Source organism: Candidatus Edwardsbacteria bacterium, from assembly GCA_031082425.1.
Classification (GTDB): Bacteria; Edwardsbacteria; AC1; order AC1; family EtOH8; genus UBA2226.
The window spans coordinates 133,406-155,199 of the sequence record JAVHLB010000005.1 but is presented as its reverse complement, the minus strand read 5'-3'; the positions used below and the strand labels follow the sequence as shown (position 1 = coordinate 155,199).

Genomic DNA, 21,794 nt, shown 5'->3' with positions numbered 1-21,794 from the left:
AAGGATACATGAAAAATATGAATATCACCTCGGCTCAATTGCGGCGGGAAATGCTGAAAAGCGCCCAGGCCCTCATCGATACGGCGGAAAGCTCTGCGGGCGATATAATCAAAGCGGCCGATATAATCGCCGGGGCATTCAAAAAAGGCGGAAAGCTTTTGATCTGCGGGAACGGGGGCAGCGCCGCCGACAGCCAGCACATCGCGGCCGAGATGGTGGTCCGCTTTCTAAAAGAGAGAAAGGCCCTGCCGGCCATGGCCCTGACCGCCGACAGCTCCATCATCACCTCGGAGGCCAACGACCATGGCTTCGACACCGTCTTCTCCCGACAGGTGGAGGCATTGGGGAAAAAGGGGGATGTGCTGCTGGCCATCACCACCAGCGGCCGGTCGCCCAATGTCATCGAAGCGGCCAAAGCCGCCAAGAAAAAGGGGCTGGCCGTTATCGGGCTGACCGGGCCGGCTTCCGGTGCGTTGGGAAAATATTGCCGGGTATGCATAAAGGCTGCGGGAGATAAAACATTCCGGATCCAGGAATCCATGCTGATGGCCGAGCATGCCATCTGCGATCTGGTGGAGAAGGATTTTGCAAGATAAATGAAGATCACCGGAAATAAACATAAGATATTCAGAAACCTGGATATCAGGATAGTCTCCCTGGTGCTGGCGGTCACCCTGTGGCTGTACGCCTCCACCGAAAGGTATTATAAACTTGCCTTCCATTGCCCGGTGGAGGTCAAAAATATCCCCCCGGGGCATTCCCTGGCCCGGTGCCTGCCCCCGGTTACCTGCGATATCGAGGCCAGGGGTAAGGACCTGGTCGCCTTTCAGTTCAAAAAACCGGCGGTGGTGATCGATGCCGAGAACCGCCAGATCAAAAAATTCAAGGTCAAGCTTACCCCGGATCATCTGGTGCTGCCTTTCCGGCTTAAGATCCGGTCGGTCCAGTTCCTGGAACAGGAAATGGAGGTCAATCTGGACCGCCAAACCGAGAAATTGGTGAGCATCCTGCTCGACCTGGTGGGCGACCCGGCGGACGGTTTGGTGCTCTCCGACAGCATCCGGTATGAACCGGCTTCGGCTCTGTTAAAGGGCCCGGCCCGGCAGCTGGAGATGCTGGATGCCGTTTATTCGGCCCCCATAAGAATCGATGGCTTCTCGGTGGGAACATTGGTGAGATCGGCCTTGCTGCTGCCGGATTCCTGCCTGTTCGCAGTCAGCCCCGAATCCATCGATGTGTTCCTTCGGTTTGAGAAGAGCGGGGAGCGGGTGTTCAAGAACATACCGCTAGCGGTGATCAACCGGAGCAGTGATTACCTGGTCAGCTTCGCCCCCGGCGCCATAGATCTGGTGGTGTCCGGCCCCCGGAACGTTCTGGACGCCGCCAAACAATCCGACCTGAAAATTGTGCTTGACCTGAAGGATCTTCCTCCGGGCAAGCACCAGCTGCAGGCCACCATCGAGCTTCCGGACAAGCTGGTGCTGATCGCCGCCAGTCCCCGGGATTTCGAGGTCAACATCCGATGATGGTGCTGGGGATCGAGAGTTCATGCGACGAGACCTCGGCCGGCCTGGTGCAGGACGGGGAGATCGTGTTAAGCAATGTGATCCATTCCCAGCTGATCCACCAGCAATACGGCGGGGTGGTGCCGGAGCTGGCAGCCCGGGACCATCTGAACCGGGTGTCCCAGGTGGCGGAGGAGGCTTTGACCAAAGCCGGGGCTGACCATGGCCGGCTCGACCTGATAGCGGTGACCAACAGGCCCGGCCTGGCCGGGGCCCTGCTGGTGGGATATAGCTACGCCCAGGGACTGGCCCTGAGCCTGGGGAAACCATTGGTTCCGGTTAATCACGTGGCCGGCCATATCTATTCCGCTTTTCTGAGCCGGCCGGACCTGAAGCTGCCGCTGCTGGCCCTGGCGGTCTCCGGCGGGCATACCTCGCTGTTTTTCATGGACCGCGATCACGGGATATCCCTGATGGGCCAGACCCTGGACGATGCCGCCGGCGAGGCCTTTGACAAGTGCGCCAAGATGATGGGGCTGGGCTATCCCGGCGGTCCGCTGATCGAGCGGCAGGCGGCGGCCAATAAGCTCAAGCCGGTGAAATTTCCCCGGGCCCTGCTGGGGCAGGGCAGCCTGGATTTCTCCTTCTCCGGCCTGAAGACGGCGGTGCTTAATCATCTGCAGGGCCGGGGAAAGGGTGCTGTTTCCGATCAGGAACTTTCCGCCATCTGCGCCGGCTTTCAGGAGGCGGTGTTCGAGGTGCTGGTGGAAAAGCTTCGAAGGGCGTCCTGCCTGACGAACTGCCATACCATGGCGGTAGTGGGCGGGGTGGCCTCCAACCGGGCCCTCCGTGAAAAAATGGCTTGGTTCGGCAGCCAGGAGGGCCATGAGGTGATCATTCCCGATCCCGAGCTTTGCACCGACAATGCCGCCATGATCGCCTGCTGCGGCTATCATCTATACCGGAATTCGCCTGACAAACAGTTCGAATATAAAGTGAGCGCCAGGGCGGTTTGGCCAAGATATCAAACTTAATGAACTGGCCGCCTTTGCTGCTGGCCTCGGCCTCGCCCCGCCGCAAAGCATTGCTGGAGGGGCTGGGGGCGGATATCATCATCAAACCGGCCGAAGTGGACGAGGGGAACTGCGGTTTTTCCGACCCCCAAAAGATAGCGGAATACCTGGCCGAGCTAAAGGCCCGGTTTCTGGGAAAGAAACGGCGGACATCTTCAGCCTCCCGCCTGATACTGGGGGCGGATACGGTGGTGGCCTACCGCCACCATGTTCTGGGAAAACCGGTCGATGAAAAGGATGCCCGGCGGATGATCAAAATATTGTCCGGCCGGTGGCACCAGGTTTATACCGGCCTCTGTCTGTATGATCCCCACAGCCAGATCGAGCTCATTGGCCATGAGATGACCAGGGTCAAGTTCCGCCAGCTGTCCCTTTGGGAGATAAAAAGATATGCCGCCACCGGTGAGCCGATGGACAAGGCCGGGGCCTACGGCATCCAAGGCCTGGGGTCGCTGCTGGTGGAGAGGATAGACGGCTGCTATTTCAACGTGATGGGGCTGCCCCTGGTCAAACTGAATGCCATGATACAGAGAATGGAAATATTGAAATGCAAAAAGTCCTCGCCTGGCGGAACGGCACGGTAAGATTACTGGACCAACGGCGGCTCCCGCTGAGGGCCGAATACCTGGTCTGCCGGAAAGTGGAGGACCTGGCCCTGGCCATCGAGGGCCTGGCGGTCCGGGGCGCCCCGCTGATCGGGATCGCCGGGGCCTACGGCCTGGTGCTGGGCATCTGGCGCTCCGGAGCCGAGAATATCTCGGCCGATTTCCGGAAGAGTTATCTGAGGATAAAAAAGACCCGGCCCACCGCGGTCAATATTTTCTGGGCCCTGGACAGGATGGAGGCCCGGTTCAATTCACTGATCATGTCCGGCGGCCCGGCCGAGGCCATCAAGAAGAAGCTGCTGCAGGCCGCCAGGGGCATCCATGCTGAAGATGCCGTGACCTGCGGCCTGATCGGAAGGCAGGGGGCAAGTTTGTTGGGAAAGGACTCGGTGATAATCACCCACTGCAACACCGGGGCCCTGGCCACCGGGGGCATCGGCACCGCCCTGGGCATCATCTCCACCGCCTACAAAATGGGCAGGGTAGGATCCGTCTATGTCGATGAGACCCGGCCCCTGCTGCAGGGGGCCCGGCTGACGGCCTGGGAGCTGGCCCGGCTGAAGATCCCTGCCGTTCTGATCTGCGACAACATGGCGGCCTCTCTGATGGCGTCTGGTAAGATCGACTGCGCCATAGTGGGGGCCGACCGCATATGCGCCAACGGGGATTTTGCCAACAAGATAGGCACCTACAGTCTGGCGGTCAACGCCCGGCATCACGGGGTACCCTTCTATGTGGCCGCGCCGCTTTCGACCTTCGACCGGTCGTTGAAGGACGGCAGCCGGATACCCATCGAGCAGAGAAACCCGGATGAGGTCAGAAGGTTCGGCCAATGCCGCGCCGCACCCGGTAAGATGGCTGTTTTCAACCCGTCCTTCGATGTCACCCCCGGCAAGCTGGTCAGCGCCATCATCACCGAAAAGGGTGTCATCCGGCCGCCCTTCGGCAGGTCAATCAAAGCGATATCCGGCTGATCATGGGCCGGCAATATAAGGCGAAAAATGTTGACAAACCAGGCCGGTAAGCATATAATATCACTATAACTTAGATTTTATGCCTTCCGGTTGATGCCGCCTATCAATTTGCAAATTTAAGGGAGTTAAGGATATGGCCCAGGAAAATGTAAAACTTTCTCCGGAGATCGAACAGCTCAGCGAAAAACTGCAGGCTGACCCCAAATCGAGGGTCTTTGCCCAGCTGGCCGACGCTTATCGTAAATCGGATCTTCTGGATGAAGCGATAGACACTGCCAAAAGAGGCCTGGAGAACCACCCCAATTACGCCATCGCCCATCTGATACTGGGCCGCTGCTATCTGGCCAAGGGAATGTACGCCCTGGCCCGGGAGGAGTTCGAGCTGACCATCAAGAACGACATGCAGAACCTGGTGGGCTATAAACTGCTGGGCGAGACCTACGAAAAACAGAACATGTATCCCGAGGCCCTGAAATATTACCAGATGGTCCTGGACCTGGAGCCGGCCGATGCCGAGTTGTCGGAAAAGACCGCCAAGCTTAAAAGCTTGATGCAGACCGAGCCGCAGGCCGAGGCTGCGCCGCCCCAGCCGGAGCCAGCCGCCCCGCCGGCGGCCGAGGTCGTCGAAACCGCACCAGCTGAAACCGCCATGGCCGGGCCGGTAATTTCCCCGGCTGAGCCGGCGCCCCAAGCGTTTGTTCAGGAGATGCCCGTCATGCCCGAGGTGCTGCAGGCTGAAGCGGAGCCGGCCGCCGAGGAGGGATCGCCGGAGATCGCTTTGCCGCCAGTGTTGGCCGAGGAGCCGGCCGCCGAGGTTGCCATTGCTGATCAGCCGACTGCGGTTGAAGAAGAAACCAAGTCGGAAACCACCCAGGTCCCGCCGGCTGAAGCAGAGGTTCCCTCCGCTGCCGCTGAACCGGCGGAGGAGCCCCGGCCGGAAGCCACCGAGGCCGAATCCCAGGGACCCACCAGCACCCTGGCCGAGATCTATGTTCAGCAGGGCTTTCTGGAGAAGGCCATAGATATCTACAAGGAACTGGTCTCCGCCCAGCCGGATAACGAGGAATACAAGAACCGGATGGATGAGCTTTTGGAGAAGGCCTACCCGGAAGATGCCCCGGCCCTGGAGGCGCCAATTGAAGCGGCGGCGGGAAAGACCCCGGAGAAGCCTGCTCCGGCGGTGACCGAAGGTGAAATGCCGGCGCCGGCCGAGGATCCCTTTGCCCAGCTGTTCGGTTCATCGGATAAAAAGCAAGAACCTGCGGTCCAACCGGTCATTCCCGAAACATCTGCGCCGGCTCCCGCCCAGGAGACAACCCCTGAACCGGCCGTCTCTCCGGCGGCCCAGGAGAAAGCCCCGGAACCGACCGGGGATGCTTCGGGCATGGATTTCGGCGCCCTGTTCAACGATGCCGGGACATCCCCAGCCGTTCCGGAGGAGACCGCACCAGCCGCCGGGACCGCCAAGCCTGCGCCCGAAGACAAATCCGGGGAGAAAGCCGGCAACGCCGATGACACCGTAAGCAGTTTTCAGTCCTGGCTGTCCCAGATCCAAAAGTAGCAATATCCCCGTCCAGGCAAATTTTAAAATGCCCCGGGGCGGTCCTCCGTCTCTGATGAAATATTTAGGAGTTGCGCTCAATGGCCAACAACCGTATCGATAGCATTAAAAAAACCCTGGGTCTGAAGAAACTGGACGCCATGCTGTTCACCAATCTGATTAACATCAGGTACCTGGCGGGATATTCCGGCAGCTCCGGGATGCTGCTGGTGAATTCCCGGGGGGCGGACTTTCTGACCGACTTCAGATACCAGGAACAGTCGGCCAGGGAGGTCAAAAATGCCAGGACCACTATCATAGCAAGCAGCCTGCTGGAGGAGCTCATCCGCCTGCCGGCCTTTGTAAGGTCCAGAAAGATCGGCATCGAGGATCAGAACCTGAGCTATGCCCAGTTCCTGCAGCTGCAGAAGCTGGCGCCCGGGAAGAAATTCATCCCGGCCAGCGGGATGGCCGAAAATCTGCGCCAGGTGAAGACCGGCGATGAGATCCGGAATATCGCCCGGGCCGCCCAGATAGCCGATCAGGCCTTTGCCGGGATAGTGAAGTTCATCAAGCCCGGCCTGACCGAAAAGATGATCGCCTCCCAGCTGGACCACACCCTCAAGCTGCTGGGGGCCGACAACCCCTCCTTCGACAGCATTGTGGGCTCGGGCCCCAACGGGGCGCTGCCCCATGCCCAGCCCAGCGACCGCAAGGTGAGAAAAGGCGATTTTATCGTGCTGGATTTCGGGGCCATCCACCGGGGCTATCACTCCGACATGACCCGGACGGTGTGCCTGGGCAAACCATCCGAAAAGCACCTTAAAATATACGATATCGTCACCCAAGCTCAGGCTGTCGGGCTGAGGGCGGTCAGGGCCGGAGTCAGGGGTCGGGAGGCCGATGCGGCCGCCCGCAAAATCATCAATGATGCCGGCTACGGGAAATATTACGGTCACGGCCTGGGCCACGGCGTGGGCCTGGCGGTCCACGAGGCCCCCGGGGTGGGCATGAAAGCCGAGAACCTCCTGCCGGATAACTCCGTGGTCACCGTAGAGCCGGGCATCTACCTGCCGGGGTGGGGCGGGGTCCGGATCGAGGACCTGGTGGTGGTGGCCAAGGGGGACTGCCGGATATTGAGCCGATCGACCAAAAAACTGATAATCATCAAAGCATAGAACGCATATAATCAAGGAGGTAGGTTTTGGCATCCACAGCAGATTTCAGGACCGGCATGGCGCTGAATATAGACGGGGTTTTGTTCTACCTGGTGGAGTTCCAGCACGTCAAGCCCGGGAAGGGCGGGGCTTTCGTCCGGACAAAATTAAAGAACGTCAAGACCGGCGCGGTGATCGAACGCACCTACCGCTCCGGGGAATCGATAACCGAGGTCCGGCTGGAGCGCCGCAAGATGCAGTATCTGTACAACGACGGCTCGACCTATAATTTCATGGATTCCCAGTCCTACGAGCAGATGGAGCTGCCCGAGGAGATGGTCCATGACATCAGGCTTTACTTCAAGGAGAACATGGAGGTCCAGGTGCTGATGAACAAGGAGGAGGTCATCGGGGTGGAGGTGCCCATGTCGGTGGAATTGAAGGTGGTCCAGACCGATCCCGGCTTCAAGGGCGACACCGCCTCATCGGTCACCAAACCGGCCACCCTGGAATCGGGCCTGGTGGCGCAGGTCCCGCTGTTCATCAATGAGGGGAATGTGCTCAAAATTGACACCCGGACCGGAAAATATTTGGAAAGAGTGTGATAGAAGATGGATCTTAAAAGAACCTTGGAGCGGATGGTCAAGGAGAACGCCTCGGACCTGCATCTCAAGGCCGGCCTGCCGCCGGTGCTGAGGATCGACGGGTTCCTGCGCCCCCTGGAGGAGCCCCCCCTGTCTCCGGAGGAGCTGCGCCAGGTGGCCCTGCAGCTGATGCCCAAGGACCAGCAGCAGCTGTTCGCCGACGAGAAGGAGCTGGATTTCTCCATGGGGGTGGCCGGCCTGGGGCGCTTCCGGGTGAATGTTTACATGCAGCGGGGCTCGGTGGCCCTGGCCATGCGGGCCATTCCCTTCAACATCAAGAAGGTCGACGAGCTGATGCTGCCGCCGATAACCAAGGAGCTGGCCCTCAGCAACCGGGGGCTGCTGCTGGTGACCGGGACCACCGGCTCGGGCAAGTCCACCACCCTGGCCTCGATGCTGGAGTTCATCAACGAGACCGAGAACCGCAACATCATCACGGTGGAGGACCCCATCGAGTTCATCTTCCGGGACAAGAAATCCCTGATCAGCCAGCGGGAGATAGGCACCGATACCAAGACCTTCGCCGCCGCCCTGAAGCATGTGCTGCGGCAGGATCCGGATGTGATATTGATCGGGGAGATCCGGGACAAGACCACCCTGGCCACCGCGCTGCAGGCGGCCGATACCGGACACATGGTGTTCAGCACCCTGCACACCCTTAACGCCCCGGAGACCATCAACCGAATCATCTCCTTCTTCCCGCCGCACCAGCACGAGCACGTCCGGGTGCTGCTTTCGGCCACCCTGGTGGGGGTGATCTCTCTCCGGCTGCTGCCCCGGGCCGACGGCAAGGGGCGGGTCCCGGCGGTGGAGGTGATGATCAACAACCAGACCATCAGGGATTATTTGCTGGACCCCATCAAGACCATGGATATCCCCCAGCTGATCCAGGAGGGAAGCTCCCAATACGGCATGCAGTCCTTCGACCAGTCGATCATGAAGCATTACCGGGACGGGCTGATCACCTACGAGACCGCCATCCAGAGCGTCACCAACCCCGACGAGTTCAAGCTCCGCCTGCGGGGCATCGAGTCCACCGATTCCCGGGGCTGGGAAACCTTCGATCCGTCAACCACCAAGAAATAAAAAACAGTGCAGATAGACGTAATTTTAACCCCCTCCGAGCTGAACGACATCAACCTGTCGGGCCGTTCGGCCACGGTGATCGATGTGCTCCGGGCCACCACCACCATGGTGGCCGCCCTGGATGCCGGATGCCGGGACATCATTCCCTGCCCCAGCGTGGAGGAGGCCACCCGGCTGGCCGAGACCCTGGGCCGGGAGAACGTGATCCTGTGCGGGGAGCGCGATGGCAACAAGATCAACGGCTTCGACCTGGGGAACTCCCCCCTGGAATTCACCGAGCCGGTGGTCAAGAACAAGACCCTGCTGATGTCCACCACCAACGGCACCTCGGTCATCTCCCGGGCCAAGCCGGCGGCGGTGCTTTCCATCGCCGGTTTTCTGAACGCCGGGGCGGTGGCCGGATTTCTGGCCTCCGGCGGCAGCGACATCCTGCTGATCTGCTCGGGAAAACTGGGGCGCTTCTCCCTGGAGGATATGCTGTGCGCCGGGCTGCTGGCCGGGCTGGTCTGGGAAGCAAACCCGGAGGCCATCCTTACCGACGGCGCCAGAATGGCCGTCTCCCTTTACAAGAAGGAGGGGAAATCCCTGCTGAAGGCCTTCAAGCAGAGCCAGCATGGCGGTTATCTGGTCTCCTTAGGCTACCTGGAGGACCTGAAATACGCCTCCCAGCTGGATATATCCAGAACCGTGCCGGTATTCAAGGACGGCCGGATAATGAAATCATAACGAAAAGCACTTGATGAAAGCGGATAGCAAGACAAAAAAAGAGGCTAAAATAAGCCGCAGCCGGGAGATCTTCGGGCTGTCGGTGATGATCCTGGGCCTGTTCCTGCTGGTGGGCCTGGTTTCTTTTTCCGGGAGCGACAGCCACCAATGGCGCCAGGACTGGACCCGGGCCAATTGGGGCGGGCCGCTGGGCGATATGCTGGCCTATGGCGCCGTCCATCTGCTGGGCTACGCCGGCTTCCTGCTAAGCGCGCTGCTGCTGATCTGGGGATGGATCTGGCTGAGGCACAAGCCCCTGGGCCGCTCCATGATCAACAGCCTGCTTTTCCTGACCTTCACCCTGTTGTGCCTGGCCACCCTCGGGCTGCTGCAGGTTCCTTACTATACCGGTTATTTAGCCGGGGGAGGGGTGGCGGGCACCTTTTTATCCGAGCTGACCCGCAGTACCTTCGGCCCGGTGGGAGGCTGGCTGATAATATCCGGCCTTTTCCTGATCCTGCTGCTGGTGGGCACCGAGGTCAATTTTCAGCACTGGCTCAACATCGCGGTCAAGCCGGTCAAGGACGGGCTAAAAAAGGCCCAGGAGGCGCCCAGGGAATTGACCTTTAAAAAGAGGCCGGCAGCTAAGAACGAGAATTCGGAGCCGGAAACGCCGGTTGAAGAACCGGACCAGCCGGTCAAGCCGGTCCGGGCCAAGGAACCGGCCAAGCCCAGGGCCGAATCCAAACCCCGGCTCACCAAGCTGGGCAACGATTATCAGGCCCGTCTGCTGGCGCTGTTGGAGGACGATCGGGACAAGGCCGAGGTCGAGGAGGAGGACAAGACCGAGATCCTGCTGGAGAAACTCAAGGAATTCGGCATCGAGGGCGAGATCACCGACCGCTACACCGGCCCGGTGGTCACCCGATACGAGTTCAAGCCGGCCCCCGGGGTCAAGGTCAACCAAATATCCAACCTGTCCGACGACCTGGCCCTGGCCATGCAGGCCCACCGCATCCGCATCCTGGCCCCCATCCCCGGCAAGGGGGTGGTGGGCATAGAGATACCCAATATGCATCGCAAGCTGGTGATGCTGAAGGACCTCTTTTTGTCCGGCAATTTCAGGACCCAGGAGGGGCCGCTGACCATGGCCTTGGGCAAGACCATCACCGGAGAATCCTTTTCGGCCGATCTGTCGGAGATGCCGCATTTGCTGATCGCCGGCTCCACCGGGTCGGGCAAGAGCGTCTGCCTTAACACCATCATCACCAGCCTGCTGTACCTGTGCACCCCGGAGGACCTGCACTTCATCATGATCGATCCCAAGCGGATCGAACTGTCCATCTATCGCGGCATACCGCATCTGCAGTTCCAGTACAAGGTGGAGAATACCGGCGATAAGCCGATATCCCGGACCATCGAGGGGGTGGTCACCGATTCTCAGGAGGTGGTGCAGGTGTTCCGCCTGGCGGTAAGCGAGATGGATTCCCGGTACCGGGTGCTGGCCAAGGAGGGATGCCGCAATATCAGTGATTATAACCGCAAGTCCGACAAAAAGATGTCGTACCTGCTTATAGTTATAGATGAACTGGCTGATCTGATGCTTTCCCGCGAAGCCTCGGAGATAGAGAGCCGGATCGCCAAGCTGGCCCAGATGTCGCGGGCGGTGGGGATACACCTGATCCTGGCCACCCAGCGGCCATCGGTGGATGTCATCACCGGGGTGATCAAGGCCAATTTCCCGGCCCGGATCGCCTTTCAGGTGGCCTCCAAGACCGACTCCCGCACGGTGCTGGATGCCAACGGGGCCGAGACCCTGCTGGGCAGGGGAGATATGCTTTACATGCCGCCGGGCAAGGCCGAGCCCCAGAGGCTGCACGGGCCGTTCATCTCCACCGCCGAAACCGAAAAAGTGGTCAGTTTCATCAAGCAATGGTACGGGGTCACCGAGGGGCAGGACCAATCGGCCCCGGAGAGCCAGCCCGAGAATAACAATGCCGAATACAGCATGGAGGTGGCTCTGCCTCCCGAGGGTTCGGCCGGGGAGGACGGCCAGGACGAGCTTTTCGAGGAGGCCAAGGCCCTGGTGGTCAGGCACCAGCAGGGATCGGTATCGCTGCTGCAGCGCCGGCTTAAGGTGGGCTATTCCCGGGCGGCCAGGCTGATAGACCAGCTGGAGGCCGCCAGCGTGGTGGGCCCCTTCGATGGAAGCAAGGCCCGCGAAGTATTAATCAAAGACCAGGAGGCTGACTGATGAAAAAAACGGCTGTTCTCTGGGCTGCCTTACTGCTGATCTCCGGGATGTCCTGGGCCCAGGAGGCGGAGGCCATCATGGCCCAGGTCAGGGCCAGGTACAAGAACGTCTCCGATTTCAAGGCCGACCTGGAATTGATCTCCTGCACTTCGGCCACCGGCACCTGCCACCGCTTCCAGGGCAGGGTGGAGATGAAACGCCCCAACAAACTGAGGATGGACATCAAGAAGCCGGAGGTTCAGCAGGTGGTCTGCGACGGAAAGAGCCTGTGGCTGTTCCTGGAGAAGGACAAGCAGGTGATCCGGACCAATATCGAGGAGACCAGGGATTTTCTGGTGCTGCTGAACCCCCTGGACAAATTGCTGACCGGAAAGGTCAAGAACAGCTGCAAGACCAATGGCAATCATCAGTGCTGGCTGGATATTCCGGAGTTCAAGGACCTGTTCAAGGAGGTCAAGATCATCGTGGACAAGATGACCTACGAGATCACCGGGATAGACGTGGTGGACCATGACGACAATTCCAGCGAGTATATCTTTACGAAGATCAAGACCAATTCCGGCATCAAGGACGACCGTTTCCAGTTTGTGGTGCCCAAGAATGCCAAGCTGATCGACGCCAATTGATAAATACCAGCGTATAGCGAATAGGGTATAGCGGACAGTTAACAGTTTAGAATTCACAGTTCTCCTTTTACAATTTACAGTTCACGGTTCACGGTTCACACTAACATCTAATAACTAATATCTAACAACTGATCATGAGCCAGAGTTCATTCGATATCGTATCCAAGATCGACGCCCAGGAGATGAAGAACGCCGTGGTGATGGCCCAGAAGGAGATGATCGGGCGGTTCGATTTCAAGGGCGCCAACTGCCAGATCGACCTGGGCCCCGAGAAGATCACCCTGCTGGCCAGCGACGAGTTCAAGCGCAAGAGCATGCTGGATATCCTTTACGGCAAGATGGTCAAGCGCGGGCTGTCGGTAAAATGCCTGGAGCTGGGACCGGTGGATACCGCCGCCAAGGGCATGATCCGCCAGGAGCTGAACCTGGTGCAGGGCATTCCCATGGACAAGGCCAAGGAGATGGTCAAGCGGATCAAGGCCAGCGGCATCAGGGTCCAGGCCCAGATCCAGGACCAGCAGGTGCGGGTCTCCGGAAAGGACAAGGACGACCTGCAGAAGGTGATCGCCTTGTTCCGGGAGGACGACCTGGGGCTGGCCCTGCAATACACCAATTATAGGACGACATAGGCCGACCTCATCCCTGCCCCTCTCCAAATGAATTTGGAGAGGGGATTTTTGTATGCCCGTATACCGTAGGAGCGATTGGCAAATCGCCCTGACCCACATGTCCGCCTAACATGTCATTCCTGCGAAGGCAGGAATCCAGGTCTGTATTATTGCGATTTATCGTAGGGGCACGATGCATCGTGCCCCTACATGCATGTCCGGCTGAATACACGGCGCGCCGTGTCCGAAACGCCCAAACCAACAGGATGGCCCAATATCGTAGGGGAGGGTTTGAAACCTTCCCTACAGACAGGTCCGGGAGGACGGAGGGTGAATTTTATTCTCCCCTTGCATTTTACCCCTCTATCTGCGATAATATTTCATCCATCCCCCTGCAACACTAATAATTAGATCATATGAAAAAACCCACCCATCTCACCGTGGAATACGTGCTGGAGGTGCTCCTCAAAAAGGGGAAGATCACCCAGGACCAGCACCAGGATGTCCAGATCAAGGGCAACGCCCAGCGGGCCAAGCTCCAGAAATACCAGGAGACCAACGCCAGCCGGAGGCAGTACCAGGCCGCCAACATCATCACCCCGGCCGAGATCATCTCCTCGTTCAACCTGCTGATACCCGACGGCAGCGGGCGCCTGCTGTCCGAGGACGACATCACCCGGGCGGTGGCCGAGGAATCAGGCATGGAGTATAAAAAGATCGACCCCTTGAAGCTCAAACTGGACGTGGTCACCTCGCACATCTCCAAGCCCTACGCCATGCGGCACCTGGTGGTGCCCATAGAGGAGAACAATACCCTGGTGACCCTGGCGGTGGTGGATCCCTATAACCTGGACCACATCGAGAGCCTGCAGATCGCCAAGAACATCAAGGTCAGCCTGGTGCTGGCCTCCAAGACCGATGTGCTGAAGATCATCCGGGAGTTCTACGGCTTTAGGGCCTCGGTCCAGGCGGCCGAGTCCGAGCGGATCACCTCCACCGAGCTGGGAAATTTGGAGCAGTACATCAAGCTGCGGGGCCAGGACGAGATCGAGGCCAACGACCAGCACATCACCAGCGCGGTGGAATACCTGATGCACTACGCCTTCGACCAGCGGGCCAGCGACATTCACATCGAGCCCAAGCGGGAGAAATCCTACGTCCGCCTGCGGATCGACGGGGTGATGCACTACATCTACACCATCCCCCGGGCCCTGCACGCCCCGATACTTTCACGGATAAAGATCATGTCCCGGATGAACATCGCCGAGAAGCGGCGGCCCCAGGACGGCCGGATCAAGACCAGCTACGGCGGCAAGGAGATGGAGCTGAGGGTGTCCACCATCCCGGTGGCCTTCGGCGAAAAGGTGGTGATCCGGATCTTCGACCCCGAGGTGCTGATGCAGGACCTGGACCAGCTGGGATTCTACCCCCGGGAATATCAATTATACAACGCCTTCATCCACCGGCCCAACGGCATTATCCTGGTGACCGGGCCCACCGGCAGCGGCAAGACCACCACCCTGTACTCCTCGCTCAAATCGCTGTCCTCGCCGGACGTCAACATCATCACGGTGGAGGACCCCATCGAGATGGTGATCGAGGACTTCAACCAGATAGGGGTCCAGCACACCGCCGGGGTGTCCTTCGCCAACATCCTGCCCTACATCCTGCGCCAGGACCCCGACATCATCATGGTGGGCGAGATCCGGGACAAGGAGACCGCCGACCATGCCATCCAGTCGGCCCTCACCGGGCACCTGGTGCTGACCACCCTGCACACCAACGACTCGCCCTCGGCCATCATCCGGCTGATGGACATCGGCATCCCGTATTACCTGATCGCCTCCACCGTGGTGGGGATAGTGGCCCAGCGTCTGGTGCGCAAGATCTGCCCCCACTGCCGCGCCATCCGGGAGGTGGGGCCGGACGATCCCGAGAACAAACTGCTGGAGGAGAAGGTATCCAAGCTGTATTACGGCGAGGGCTGCAGCGAGTGCCGCAACACCGGCTACAAGGGGCGCACTGGCATCTTCGAGGTGATGGAGATGACCGAGAACGTAAAAGCAGCCCTGACCCGCACCGTCACCATCAACAAATTGAACAGGGCCATCGCCGCCGACGGCATGATGGACCTCAAGCAGGTGGCCCTGCGCAAGATGATCGAGGGGGTGACCACCTACGAGGAGGTCTACTCCGTCTCGGGGTAGACCACACCCTCACTCCCTCCCCGCAGCGGGGAGGGAAGCCGTCGGGCAGGGAGAGGTCAGAGACACAAAGGCACAGAGACTTTTATTCTTTTAACTTTCGACTTTGAACTTTCAACTATCGTTCGTCATTGCGAGTATGGCATCGAAGCATAGCGACGAAGCAATCCACGGGCTTTAACCGCAAAGGCGCAAAGAACGCTAATGGATCGGGCCTATGGGTTAAGTGTTGAATTCCCTTAAACAGTAAACTTTGCGAACTTGGCGTCTTGGCGGTGTTTGAATTCTCAAGGACTGCAATCAATCGCCGGGATTAGTAATAGGAGTTTTTATGCAAGAACTGAAGAACCCGCTGAAGCCTGAAGTTTACACCGAAAGGGTCCGCCCCCGCGAGGAGGACATCCGGGGCCCGTATTTCCGGGACCAGACCGCCATCATCCATTCCATGCCCTTCCGGCGGCTGAAGCACAAGACCCAGGTGTTCTTCTCCCCGGACAACGACCATGTCTGCACCCGGATGGAGCACACCCTGCACGTGGCCACCATCGCCTCGGCCATCTGCCGGGCCTTCGGCCTGGACGTGGACCTGGCCCAGGCCATCGCCTTCGGGCACGACCTGGGGCACGCCCCGTTCGGGCACCGGGGGGAGGAGGTGCTGCAGGATCTGCTCAAGGACCAGGGAGGATTCCACCACGAGCTGTACGCCCTGCGGGTGGTGGACCAGCTGGCCAACGACGGGGCTGGGCTCAACCTCACCTACGGGGTGCGGGACGGGATCATCTGCCACTGCGGCGAGAAGTACGAAAAGGAGATCTCCCCCCGGAATGACAAGGTGGAACTGGAAGGCATCAAGAAACTGGGGATCTATCCGGCCTCATACGAGGGGGCCATAGTCCGGATGGCCGACAAGGTCTCCTACCTGGGACGCGACCTGGAGGACGCCATCCGGGCCGGGCTGGTGGACGAGGACCAGGTGCCGTCCGGCATCAAGCAGAAGCTGGGGCGCAAGAACGGCGAGATCATCGACACCCTGGTCAAGGACATCATCACCCAGACCCAGCGCACCGGGCGCATCTCGCTGTCCGAGGAGAACCACCAGCTGATGAAGGCCCTGTACGATTTCAACATGAAGAACATCTACACCTCGCCGCCCTTGGAGGAATACGGGCTGTTCAGCGAGAAGATCCTGAGGACCCTGTTCGAGGAGCTGACCAGCGTCTACCAAAGATACGGGGAGGACAACGAGCGCTACGCCCATGACCCGGTCCCGCTGTTCCGCCGCTTCGGCCGGCACCTGGAAAAGTATCATGACATTTATAAAAAGGAAAAGACCCCGGCCCCGGTGATAGTGGGCGATTACATCGCCGGTATGACCGACGATTACGCCCTGAAGTGCATTCACGAAGTGTTCATCCCCGAGCCGTTGAAGTTCGACATTCCCCGGGGGATGCATGAAGCTTAACGACGATCATTTTTGTTTTGCCTGCGGGAGCAATAACCCCGACGGGCTTCAAATTAAATTCTCCTATCCCCAGGCCGGGCAGTGCCGGGCGGAATTCGTTCCCCCGGCAAAATTCCAGGGCTGGCAGGGGATACTGCACGGCGGAATAGTCTCAACGCTGCTGGACGAGGCCCTGGCCCACGCCGTAGGCGGCTCTGAGGGCGGAGGCGGGGCCTCCGGAGCGGTCACCGCCGAGCTGACAGTCAGATTTAAAAAACCGGTCAAGATAGGAGAATCGGTGATCCTGGCCGGTCGGGTGCTAAACGACAAGGGCCGGATGGTGGAGGCCGGATCGGAGATAACCGACCGGCAGGGGAATATCCTGGCCAGCGCCAGCGGGAAACTGGTAAGACCGGCCAAGAGGTGATTATTTGCCACAAAGACACCAAGGCACAAAACATTTTTACTTTTAGCGAACTCACGTGTCATTGCGAGGACTGCACCGAAGCATAGCGGCGAAGCAATCTCCAGTTGTCATTCCTGTGAAGCTTGTCCTCGCGAAGGCGGGGAGCAGGAATCCAGGCTTTGACCTCACCCCGACCACTTCGGTAGAAAAATGATGGGGGTATTCTCAGTGCAGGCTCTCTCCAAATAAATCTGGAGAGGGAGTAGTCATTGCGAGGTGCCTTCTAAGATCGACAAACGAAGCAATCCGAGGGATTTAAACCACAAAGAGCACAGATGCTTTTCGCTTTTGCCGGTCTGCCGTGTCATTCCTGCGAAAGCAGGAATCCAGAGAACTTGGCACTTACTTTTCTGTAGGCCAGAAAAGTAACAAAAGAGCCTTACCCGCCCAGCAATTTCCGGTGGCAGGTATATCCACGGACTAAATTCCTAGACCAGGGCGAGGTGATAATCGCTGCAATGAATTCTTAACGTCCGTTTCAGCCAAAGCAAAATTGCTGAAGGCGGGGACCCGGGAAATTGGTCGGTCCGGCCAAGAAGTGAATCCTCTCATCAAATTTTCGACACGCCAATGATATGTCATTCCCGCGTAGGCGGGAATCCATAAAAGATCATATTTCTTATCATAATGAATGAAAATATCGTCACTCGTTCGGTTTGTTAGGCATGCGGCTATGCTCAGGGTGACACGCAAAAATAAACGAGTTAAAATATGAACAAGAAAATCTCTTTCTGCGGGCTGGACTGCACAGCCTGTCCGGCTTACATCGCCCGGTACGCCGACGATCCCGAACTGCGGCGGAAGACCGCCGCCACCTGGTCCCAGATCTACGGCGCCGACATCAAGCCGGAGGATATCTTCTGCGACGGGTGTACCTCCGAAGGGACCCTTTTATTTGGGCATTGCCGCGTCTGCCAGATCCGGGAGTGCGGCCGGGCCAAAGAATTGGAGAGCTGTGCCCACTGCCCGGAATACGCCTGCGTCAGGCTGAATGAATTCTTCGGGATGGTCCCGGAGGCCAGGCAGGTGCTGGATGATATCCGAAAAACCCTGAAATGAGATACGACCTGGAATTCATCTCCGATGCCGAGATCTACCGGAAGGTGATACTGCAGGAGATCCCGGCCGCCCAAAAGTTCCTGTGGATGGGCACCTCCGACCTGAAGGACCTTTACATCGACCAGGGGAAAAAGAAGGTCCCCTTTCTAAAACTTCTCTCGCAACTGGCAAAAGACAATGTGTCCATCCGGTTGATCCACGCCAAGGAGCCGGGCCCCAACTTCAGGAAGGATTTCGACCGGTATCCCAACCTGATCAGCGGCATGGAAAAACTGTTGTGCCCCCGGATACATTTCAAGTCGGTGATAGTGGACGGCAAATTCGCCTATTCCGGCAGCGCCAACCTGACCGGGGCCGGGATGGGCGCCAAGTGCGACGGTAAGCGCAATTTCGAATCCGGCATAATCACCAGGGATCCGGCCCTGGTGGGGCTGGTCATGAAGCAGTTTGACGAGTTATGGATGGGGCAGCCTTGTTCCGCCTGCAAACGAAAGAAATATTGTTTTGAATACCGGGAAATGTCATGAAGCATACCTTGATCCGGGCAATGCCTGATAGATTCACCCAGCAGGAATGGCTGGACTTCTATGATCTCCGGGGAAAATTAGAGTTGCAGGGCAACAATAGATACCTGCCCGAAACCCTGGAACAATTCAAAAAAGCCTACCTGGACAGGATGGATCCGGAGGCCGGCTATGTGTTATCCCTGGTCCTCCGCCAAGGGAGCCTCAACGGTTGGCTGTCGTTTCAGATAACCGGAAAGGGGACAACCTTTGAACAGGTGCGAATGGCTTTCGATTATCTGGGAGATTCCGTTCCGCCGGACCTGATAATACTGTTGGCCGGGGAGATCAACGGTTATTCATCCCAACACGATTCCGTGACCTTCGGTTCGGCCGGGAAGCTGAATGAACAGCTGGCTGCAGCCTTCAAAGGCGTTATCAAGCGAAACGTCAACCGATATGTCTTAGAGATTGCCAAAGCCGATATCGGGAGCATAAATGAATGGCTGGAAACCATTCCGGGGAAAAACAAGGATCTGCGCTTGGAATTCCATCAGATCATTCCTGAAATACATCTGGAAGAGTATTGCAAATTATTCACGGTCCTGCTAAAGGAAATGCCGCCCGACCCCATAGCCGATGACTATCAGGTGACCCCGGATGAGATCAGAAAGGCGTATGAGGAAGACAAACAAAAGAACCGGATCGTCTACAGCTATCTGTTGTTTGCCGGTGACCGGCAGATGGTAGCCATGAGCAACGTAGCCATAGATAGGAACAATCCCCGGTCGATTTATCAGTTCATGACCGGGGTGCGCCGTGATTACCGGGGCCGGCAGTTGGGCAAATGGCTCAAAGCGGCGATGTACAAAAAGCTGGTGAATGATTTCCCTGGCCTGGTGGAGATCCGGACCGATACCAATCCCATAAATAAATTTATGGATGGCATAAATAAGGACATGGGATACGAATTCAAATTCTCCTCCCGTGATTATCTGGTCAAAAAAAGCGATCTGAACGTATTCTTAACTTCCGATGCTGTCCAATAACGTCCATATCATCTCCCTGGGCTGTCCCAAGAACCGCATCGACACCGAGGCCGTGATGGGCCAGCTGGCGCAGAAGGGATACCGCTTCACCAATGACATCAATGACGCCGGGACGGTGATCGTCAACACCTGCGGGTTCCTGCAGGAGGCGGTGGAGGAAGGGCTGGCCGAGATATCGGCCCTGGCAATGAAAAAAGAGAACCTGGGGTTCCGGCTGGTGGTCACCGGCTGTCTGGTCCAGAGGATGGGCCGGTCATTGAAAAAAGAGATCCCGGAGATAGACGGCCTGGTGGGCGTTCACGGTTACATCAATATCCTGGCGGCGCTGGAAGACGGCAGGAAAAATTCCATCCCGGCCAAGGCCGGCAATTACTCTGCGCAATTCTATCAAAACCGCCTGGTCAGCACCGGGCCGGGCTGGGCCTATTTGCGGATAGCCGACGGCTGCGACAACCGCTGCTCCTACTGTCTGATACCGTCCATCAGGGGAAGATTCCGCAGCCGTCCGCTGCCGGAGATCATCCGGGAGGCCAAAATCCTGGTCAGCCGGGGGGTGAGGGAGATCAACCTGATCGCCCAGGACACCACCGCCTACGGTTCGGATATCTACGGCCGGCGCAGCCTTCCCCGTTTGCTGAAAGCATTGGCCCGAATAGATGGCCTGGAATGGATCCGCATCCTCTACACCCATCCGGCCCATATCGACGATGAGCTGATAGACATAATTGCCCGGGAGAAGAAGATAGTAAAATACCTGGATATCCCGCTGCAGCATGTATCCGACCGGCTTCTGGCGAAAATGGGACGAAAGGTGACGAAGCAGAGAATAATCGGACTGCTCCACAAACTTCGCGCCAAAATTCCCGGGATAATCCTGCGCACCACCTTCATCATCGGGTTCCCCGGAGAGAGGGCGGAGGATTTCTCCGAACTGCATGATTTTGCCGGTGAGATGAAACTGGACCGGGTGGGGGTCTTCGCGTATTCCCGAGAGCCGGGGACCAGGGCCGCCAAGATGACTGGTCAGGTCTCCGAAAAAATAAAATTCCAACGGTTGGATTCTTTGATGCGATTGCAGCAAAAGGTTTCTTCTGCCAAAAATCGGTTAAGAGTGGGTCAACCTGTTTTGGTTATCATTGAAGGACGGATGACGAAGGGTGATAACAATATCCCATTCAAGTCCGGTTATCAATACTTCGGACGGAGCGATGGCGAGGCCCCGGAGATAGACGGCAAGATATATATCCGCTGTTCCCGCCCCCTGGTTCCGGGCAGAATTTATCAGGCCGCCCTGGAGAAGGCCTGGGCTTATGATCTGGGCGGATTCATCATAAAATAATATGACAGGCAAAAGATGTTTCAGGGAATTATAATCTTCATCCTGGGGCTGTTGTTCGGCTCCTTCGCCAATGTCTGCATCTGGCGGATACCCCGCAAAGAGGAGATCGTCTTCACTCCTTCGCATTGCCCCAAGTGTTTGACCGGGATCAAATGGTACGACAATATTCCGGTGATCAGTTTCCTGCTGTTGGGCCGGAAATGCCGCAGCTGCCAGGCCGAGATATCATGGCGCTATCCGCTGGTGGAGCTATTGAGCGCGCTTTTATTCCTGGGGGTCTATCTTAAATTCGGGGCCGATTGGAAACTGGCGGGGTATATACCCTTCGTCTGGGCCATGCTGGTTATCTCGGCCATAGACCTCGAACACTACATCATCCCCGATGTCTTTTCCCTCTCCGGTCTGGCTATGGGTCTTCTATTGGCGGCCCTGGCTACCTTCGGACTTCCGGTGGACCAAACGGTATTCGGCCGGGGGGATGTCCTGTCGCTGTGGCCCTTGGCGGACAGCGCCATCGGCGTGGTGCTGGGGGGTGGATTCCTTTGGCTGGCGGCCTGGCTGGGGGAAAAGGTGTTCAAACAGGAGGCCATGGGCGGGGGGGACATCAAGCTGGCGGCCATGATCGGGGCCTTTTTCGGCTGGAAGGCCGTGCTGGTAAGTTTCTTCCTGGCCTTCCTGACCGGATCGGTTGTCGGTGTGCTGCTGATCCTATTGGGCCGGGCTAAAAAAAGTGAAGCTCCGAAAGGAATAAAGCCCAAGGCCATGGTTCCCTTCGGGCCGTTTTTGGCCTGGGGCGCCATCCTGTCCCTTTTCTGGGGCAGGGAATTGCTGGGGTTTTATTTAAGCCTTTTCGGGATGTAAAAAGCAATCTAACCCCTTGACAAATAACCCAATTTAGATTATAGTTAGGGTAGATTAAATGGAGATCATATAAGTATCTTAAAGTCAGTGACCCT

The 21,794-nt window shown here is 58.1% G+C and carries 21 protein-coding genes; all 21 read left to right on the top strand.

Annotation, left to right across the window (positions count from 1 at the left end):
* The first annotated feature begins 8 nt into the window (after nucleotides 1-8).
* The 21 genes from RDU76_06660 (at nucleotide 9) to RDU76_06560 (ending at nucleotide 21,699) form a co-directional block, all read left to right on the top strand.
* Nucleotides 9-596, top strand: coding sequence for an SIS domain-containing protein (locus RDU76_06660; GenBank protein ID MDQ7798608.1), 588 nt, complete (start codon nucleotides 9-11; stop codon nucleotides 594-596).
* Complete coding sequence (locus RDU76_06655) at nucleotides 597-1,526, top strand: hypothetical protein (protein MDQ7798607.1); 930 nt, start codon at nucleotides 597-599, stop codon at nucleotides 1,524-1,526. It abuts the gene before it with no gap.
* Nucleotides 1,523-2,539, top strand: a complete 1,017-nt coding sequence (gene tsaD, locus RDU76_06650) for a tRNA (adenosine(37)-N6)-threonylcarbamoyltransferase complex transferase subunit TsaD (GenBank protein MDQ7798606.1) — start codon at nucleotides 1,523-1,525, stop codon at nucleotides 2,537-2,539. Before RDU76_06655 ends, tsaD begins: the two co-directional genes overlap by 4 nt.
* Nucleotides 2,539-3,162, top strand: coding sequence for a Maf family protein (locus tag RDU76_06645; GenBank protein ID MDQ7798605.1), 624 nt, complete (start codon nucleotides 2,539-2,541; stop codon nucleotides 3,160-3,162). Before tsaD ends, RDU76_06645 begins: the two co-directional genes overlap by 1 nt.
* On the top strand, nucleotides 3,126-4,157 hold the full coding sequence (mtnA, locus tag RDU76_06640; protein MDQ7798604.1) for an S-methyl-5-thioribose-1-phosphate isomerase: 1,032 nt from the start codon (nucleotides 3,126-3,128) through the stop codon (nucleotides 4,155-4,157). The genes RDU76_06645 and mtnA overlap by 37 nt, the downstream gene beginning before the upstream one ends.
* A gap of 133 nt (nucleotides 4,158-4,290) precedes the next feature.
* The gene (locus RDU76_06635; protein MDQ7798603.1) at nucleotides 4,291-5,718 is read left to right on the top strand and encodes a tetratricopeptide repeat protein; all 1,428 of its coding nucleotides are present in this window, start codon (nucleotides 4,291-4,293) and stop codon (nucleotides 5,716-5,718) included.
* A gap of 80 nt (nucleotides 5,719-5,798) precedes the next feature.
* Entirely contained in the window at nucleotides 5,799-6,875 is a 1,077-nt protein-coding gene (locus tag RDU76_06630; GenBank protein MDQ7798602.1) for a Xaa-Pro peptidase family protein, read from the top strand.
* A 26-nt stretch (nucleotides 6,876-6,901) separates the two neighbouring features.
* Nucleotides 6,902-7,459 (top strand): elongation factor P, encoded by a 558-nt coding sequence (gene efp / locus RDU76_06625; protein MDQ7798601.1) that lies wholly within the window; start codon nucleotides 6,902-6,904, stop codon nucleotides 7,457-7,459.
* Between the two features lie 6 nt (nucleotides 7,460-7,465).
* The gene (locus RDU76_06620) at nucleotides 7,466-8,584 is read left to right on the top strand and encodes a type IV pilus twitching motility protein PilT (protein ID MDQ7798600.1); all 1,119 of its coding nucleotides are present in this window, start codon (nucleotides 7,466-7,468) and stop codon (nucleotides 8,582-8,584) included.
* 6 nt (nucleotides 8,585-8,590) lie between these two features.
* Nucleotides 8,591-9,310, top strand: a complete 720-nt coding sequence (locus RDU76_06615; GenBank protein ID MDQ7798599.1) for a 2-phosphosulfolactate phosphatase — start codon at nucleotides 8,591-8,593, stop codon at nucleotides 9,308-9,310.
* A gap of 13 nt (nucleotides 9,311-9,323) precedes the next feature.
* Nucleotides 9,324-11,543, top strand: a complete 2,220-nt coding sequence (locus RDU76_06610; GenBank protein MDQ7798598.1) for a DNA translocase FtsK 4TM domain-containing protein — start codon at nucleotides 9,324-9,326, stop codon at nucleotides 11,541-11,543.
* On the top strand, nucleotides 11,543-12,169 hold the full coding sequence (lolA, locus tag RDU76_06605) for an outer membrane lipoprotein chaperone LolA (protein MDQ7798597.1): 627 nt from the start codon (nucleotides 11,543-11,545) through the stop codon (nucleotides 12,167-12,169). Before RDU76_06610 ends, lolA begins: the two co-directional genes overlap by 1 nt.
* Before the next feature lie 134 nt (nucleotides 12,170-12,303).
* The gene (locus RDU76_06600; protein MDQ7798596.1) at nucleotides 12,304-12,798 is read left to right on the top strand and encodes a YajQ family cyclic di-GMP-binding protein; all 495 of its coding nucleotides are present in this window, start codon (nucleotides 12,304-12,306) and stop codon (nucleotides 12,796-12,798) included.
* Between the two features lie 395 nt (nucleotides 12,799-13,193).
* Nucleotides 13,194-14,984 carry a GspE/PulE family protein gene (locus tag RDU76_06595; protein MDQ7798595.1) on the top strand — a complete coding sequence of 597 codons (1,791 nt, stop codon included), beginning with the start codon at nucleotides 13,194-13,196 and terminating at the stop codon, nucleotides 14,982-14,984.
* A gap of 328 nt (nucleotides 14,985-15,312) precedes the next feature.
* The gene (locus RDU76_06590) at nucleotides 15,313-16,443 is read left to right on the top strand and encodes an HD domain-containing protein (GenBank protein ID MDQ7798594.1); all 1,131 of its coding nucleotides are present in this window, start codon (nucleotides 15,313-15,315) and stop codon (nucleotides 16,441-16,443) included.
* Entirely contained in the window at nucleotides 16,433-16,849 is a 417-nt protein-coding gene (locus tag RDU76_06585) for a PaaI family thioesterase (GenBank protein ID MDQ7798593.1), read from the top strand. The genes RDU76_06590 and RDU76_06585 overlap by 11 nt, the downstream gene beginning before the upstream one ends.
* A 750-nt stretch (nucleotides 16,850-17,599) precedes the next feature.
* Nucleotides 17,600-17,947: a DUF3795 domain-containing protein gene (locus RDU76_06580; GenBank protein ID MDQ7798592.1), complete on the top strand. Its 348-nt coding sequence runs from the start codon at nucleotides 17,600-17,602 to the stop codon at nucleotides 17,945-17,947.
* The gene (locus RDU76_06575; GenBank protein MDQ7798591.1) at nucleotides 17,944-18,474 is read left to right on the top strand and encodes a phospholipase D-like domain-containing protein; all 531 of its coding nucleotides are present in this window, start codon (nucleotides 17,944-17,946) and stop codon (nucleotides 18,472-18,474) included. Before RDU76_06580 ends, RDU76_06575 begins: the two co-directional genes overlap by 4 nt.
* Nucleotides 18,471-19,499, top strand: a complete 1,029-nt coding sequence (locus RDU76_06570) for a hypothetical protein (protein MDQ7798590.1) — start codon at nucleotides 18,471-18,473, stop codon at nucleotides 19,497-19,499. Before RDU76_06575 ends, RDU76_06570 begins: the two co-directional genes overlap by 4 nt.
* On the top strand, nucleotides 19,486-20,838 hold the full coding sequence (gene rimO, locus RDU76_06565; GenBank protein MDQ7798589.1) for a 30S ribosomal protein S12 methylthiotransferase RimO: 1,353 nt from the start codon (nucleotides 19,486-19,488) through the stop codon (nucleotides 20,836-20,838). Before RDU76_06570 ends, rimO begins: the two co-directional genes overlap by 14 nt.
* A gap of 15 nt (nucleotides 20,839-20,853) precedes the next feature.
* A complete protein-coding gene (locus RDU76_06560) occupies nucleotides 20,854-21,699 on the top strand; it encodes a prepilin peptidase (protein ID MDQ7798588.1) in 846 nt (281 codons plus the stop codon).
* Nucleotides 21,700-21,794: the final 95 nt, after the last annotated feature.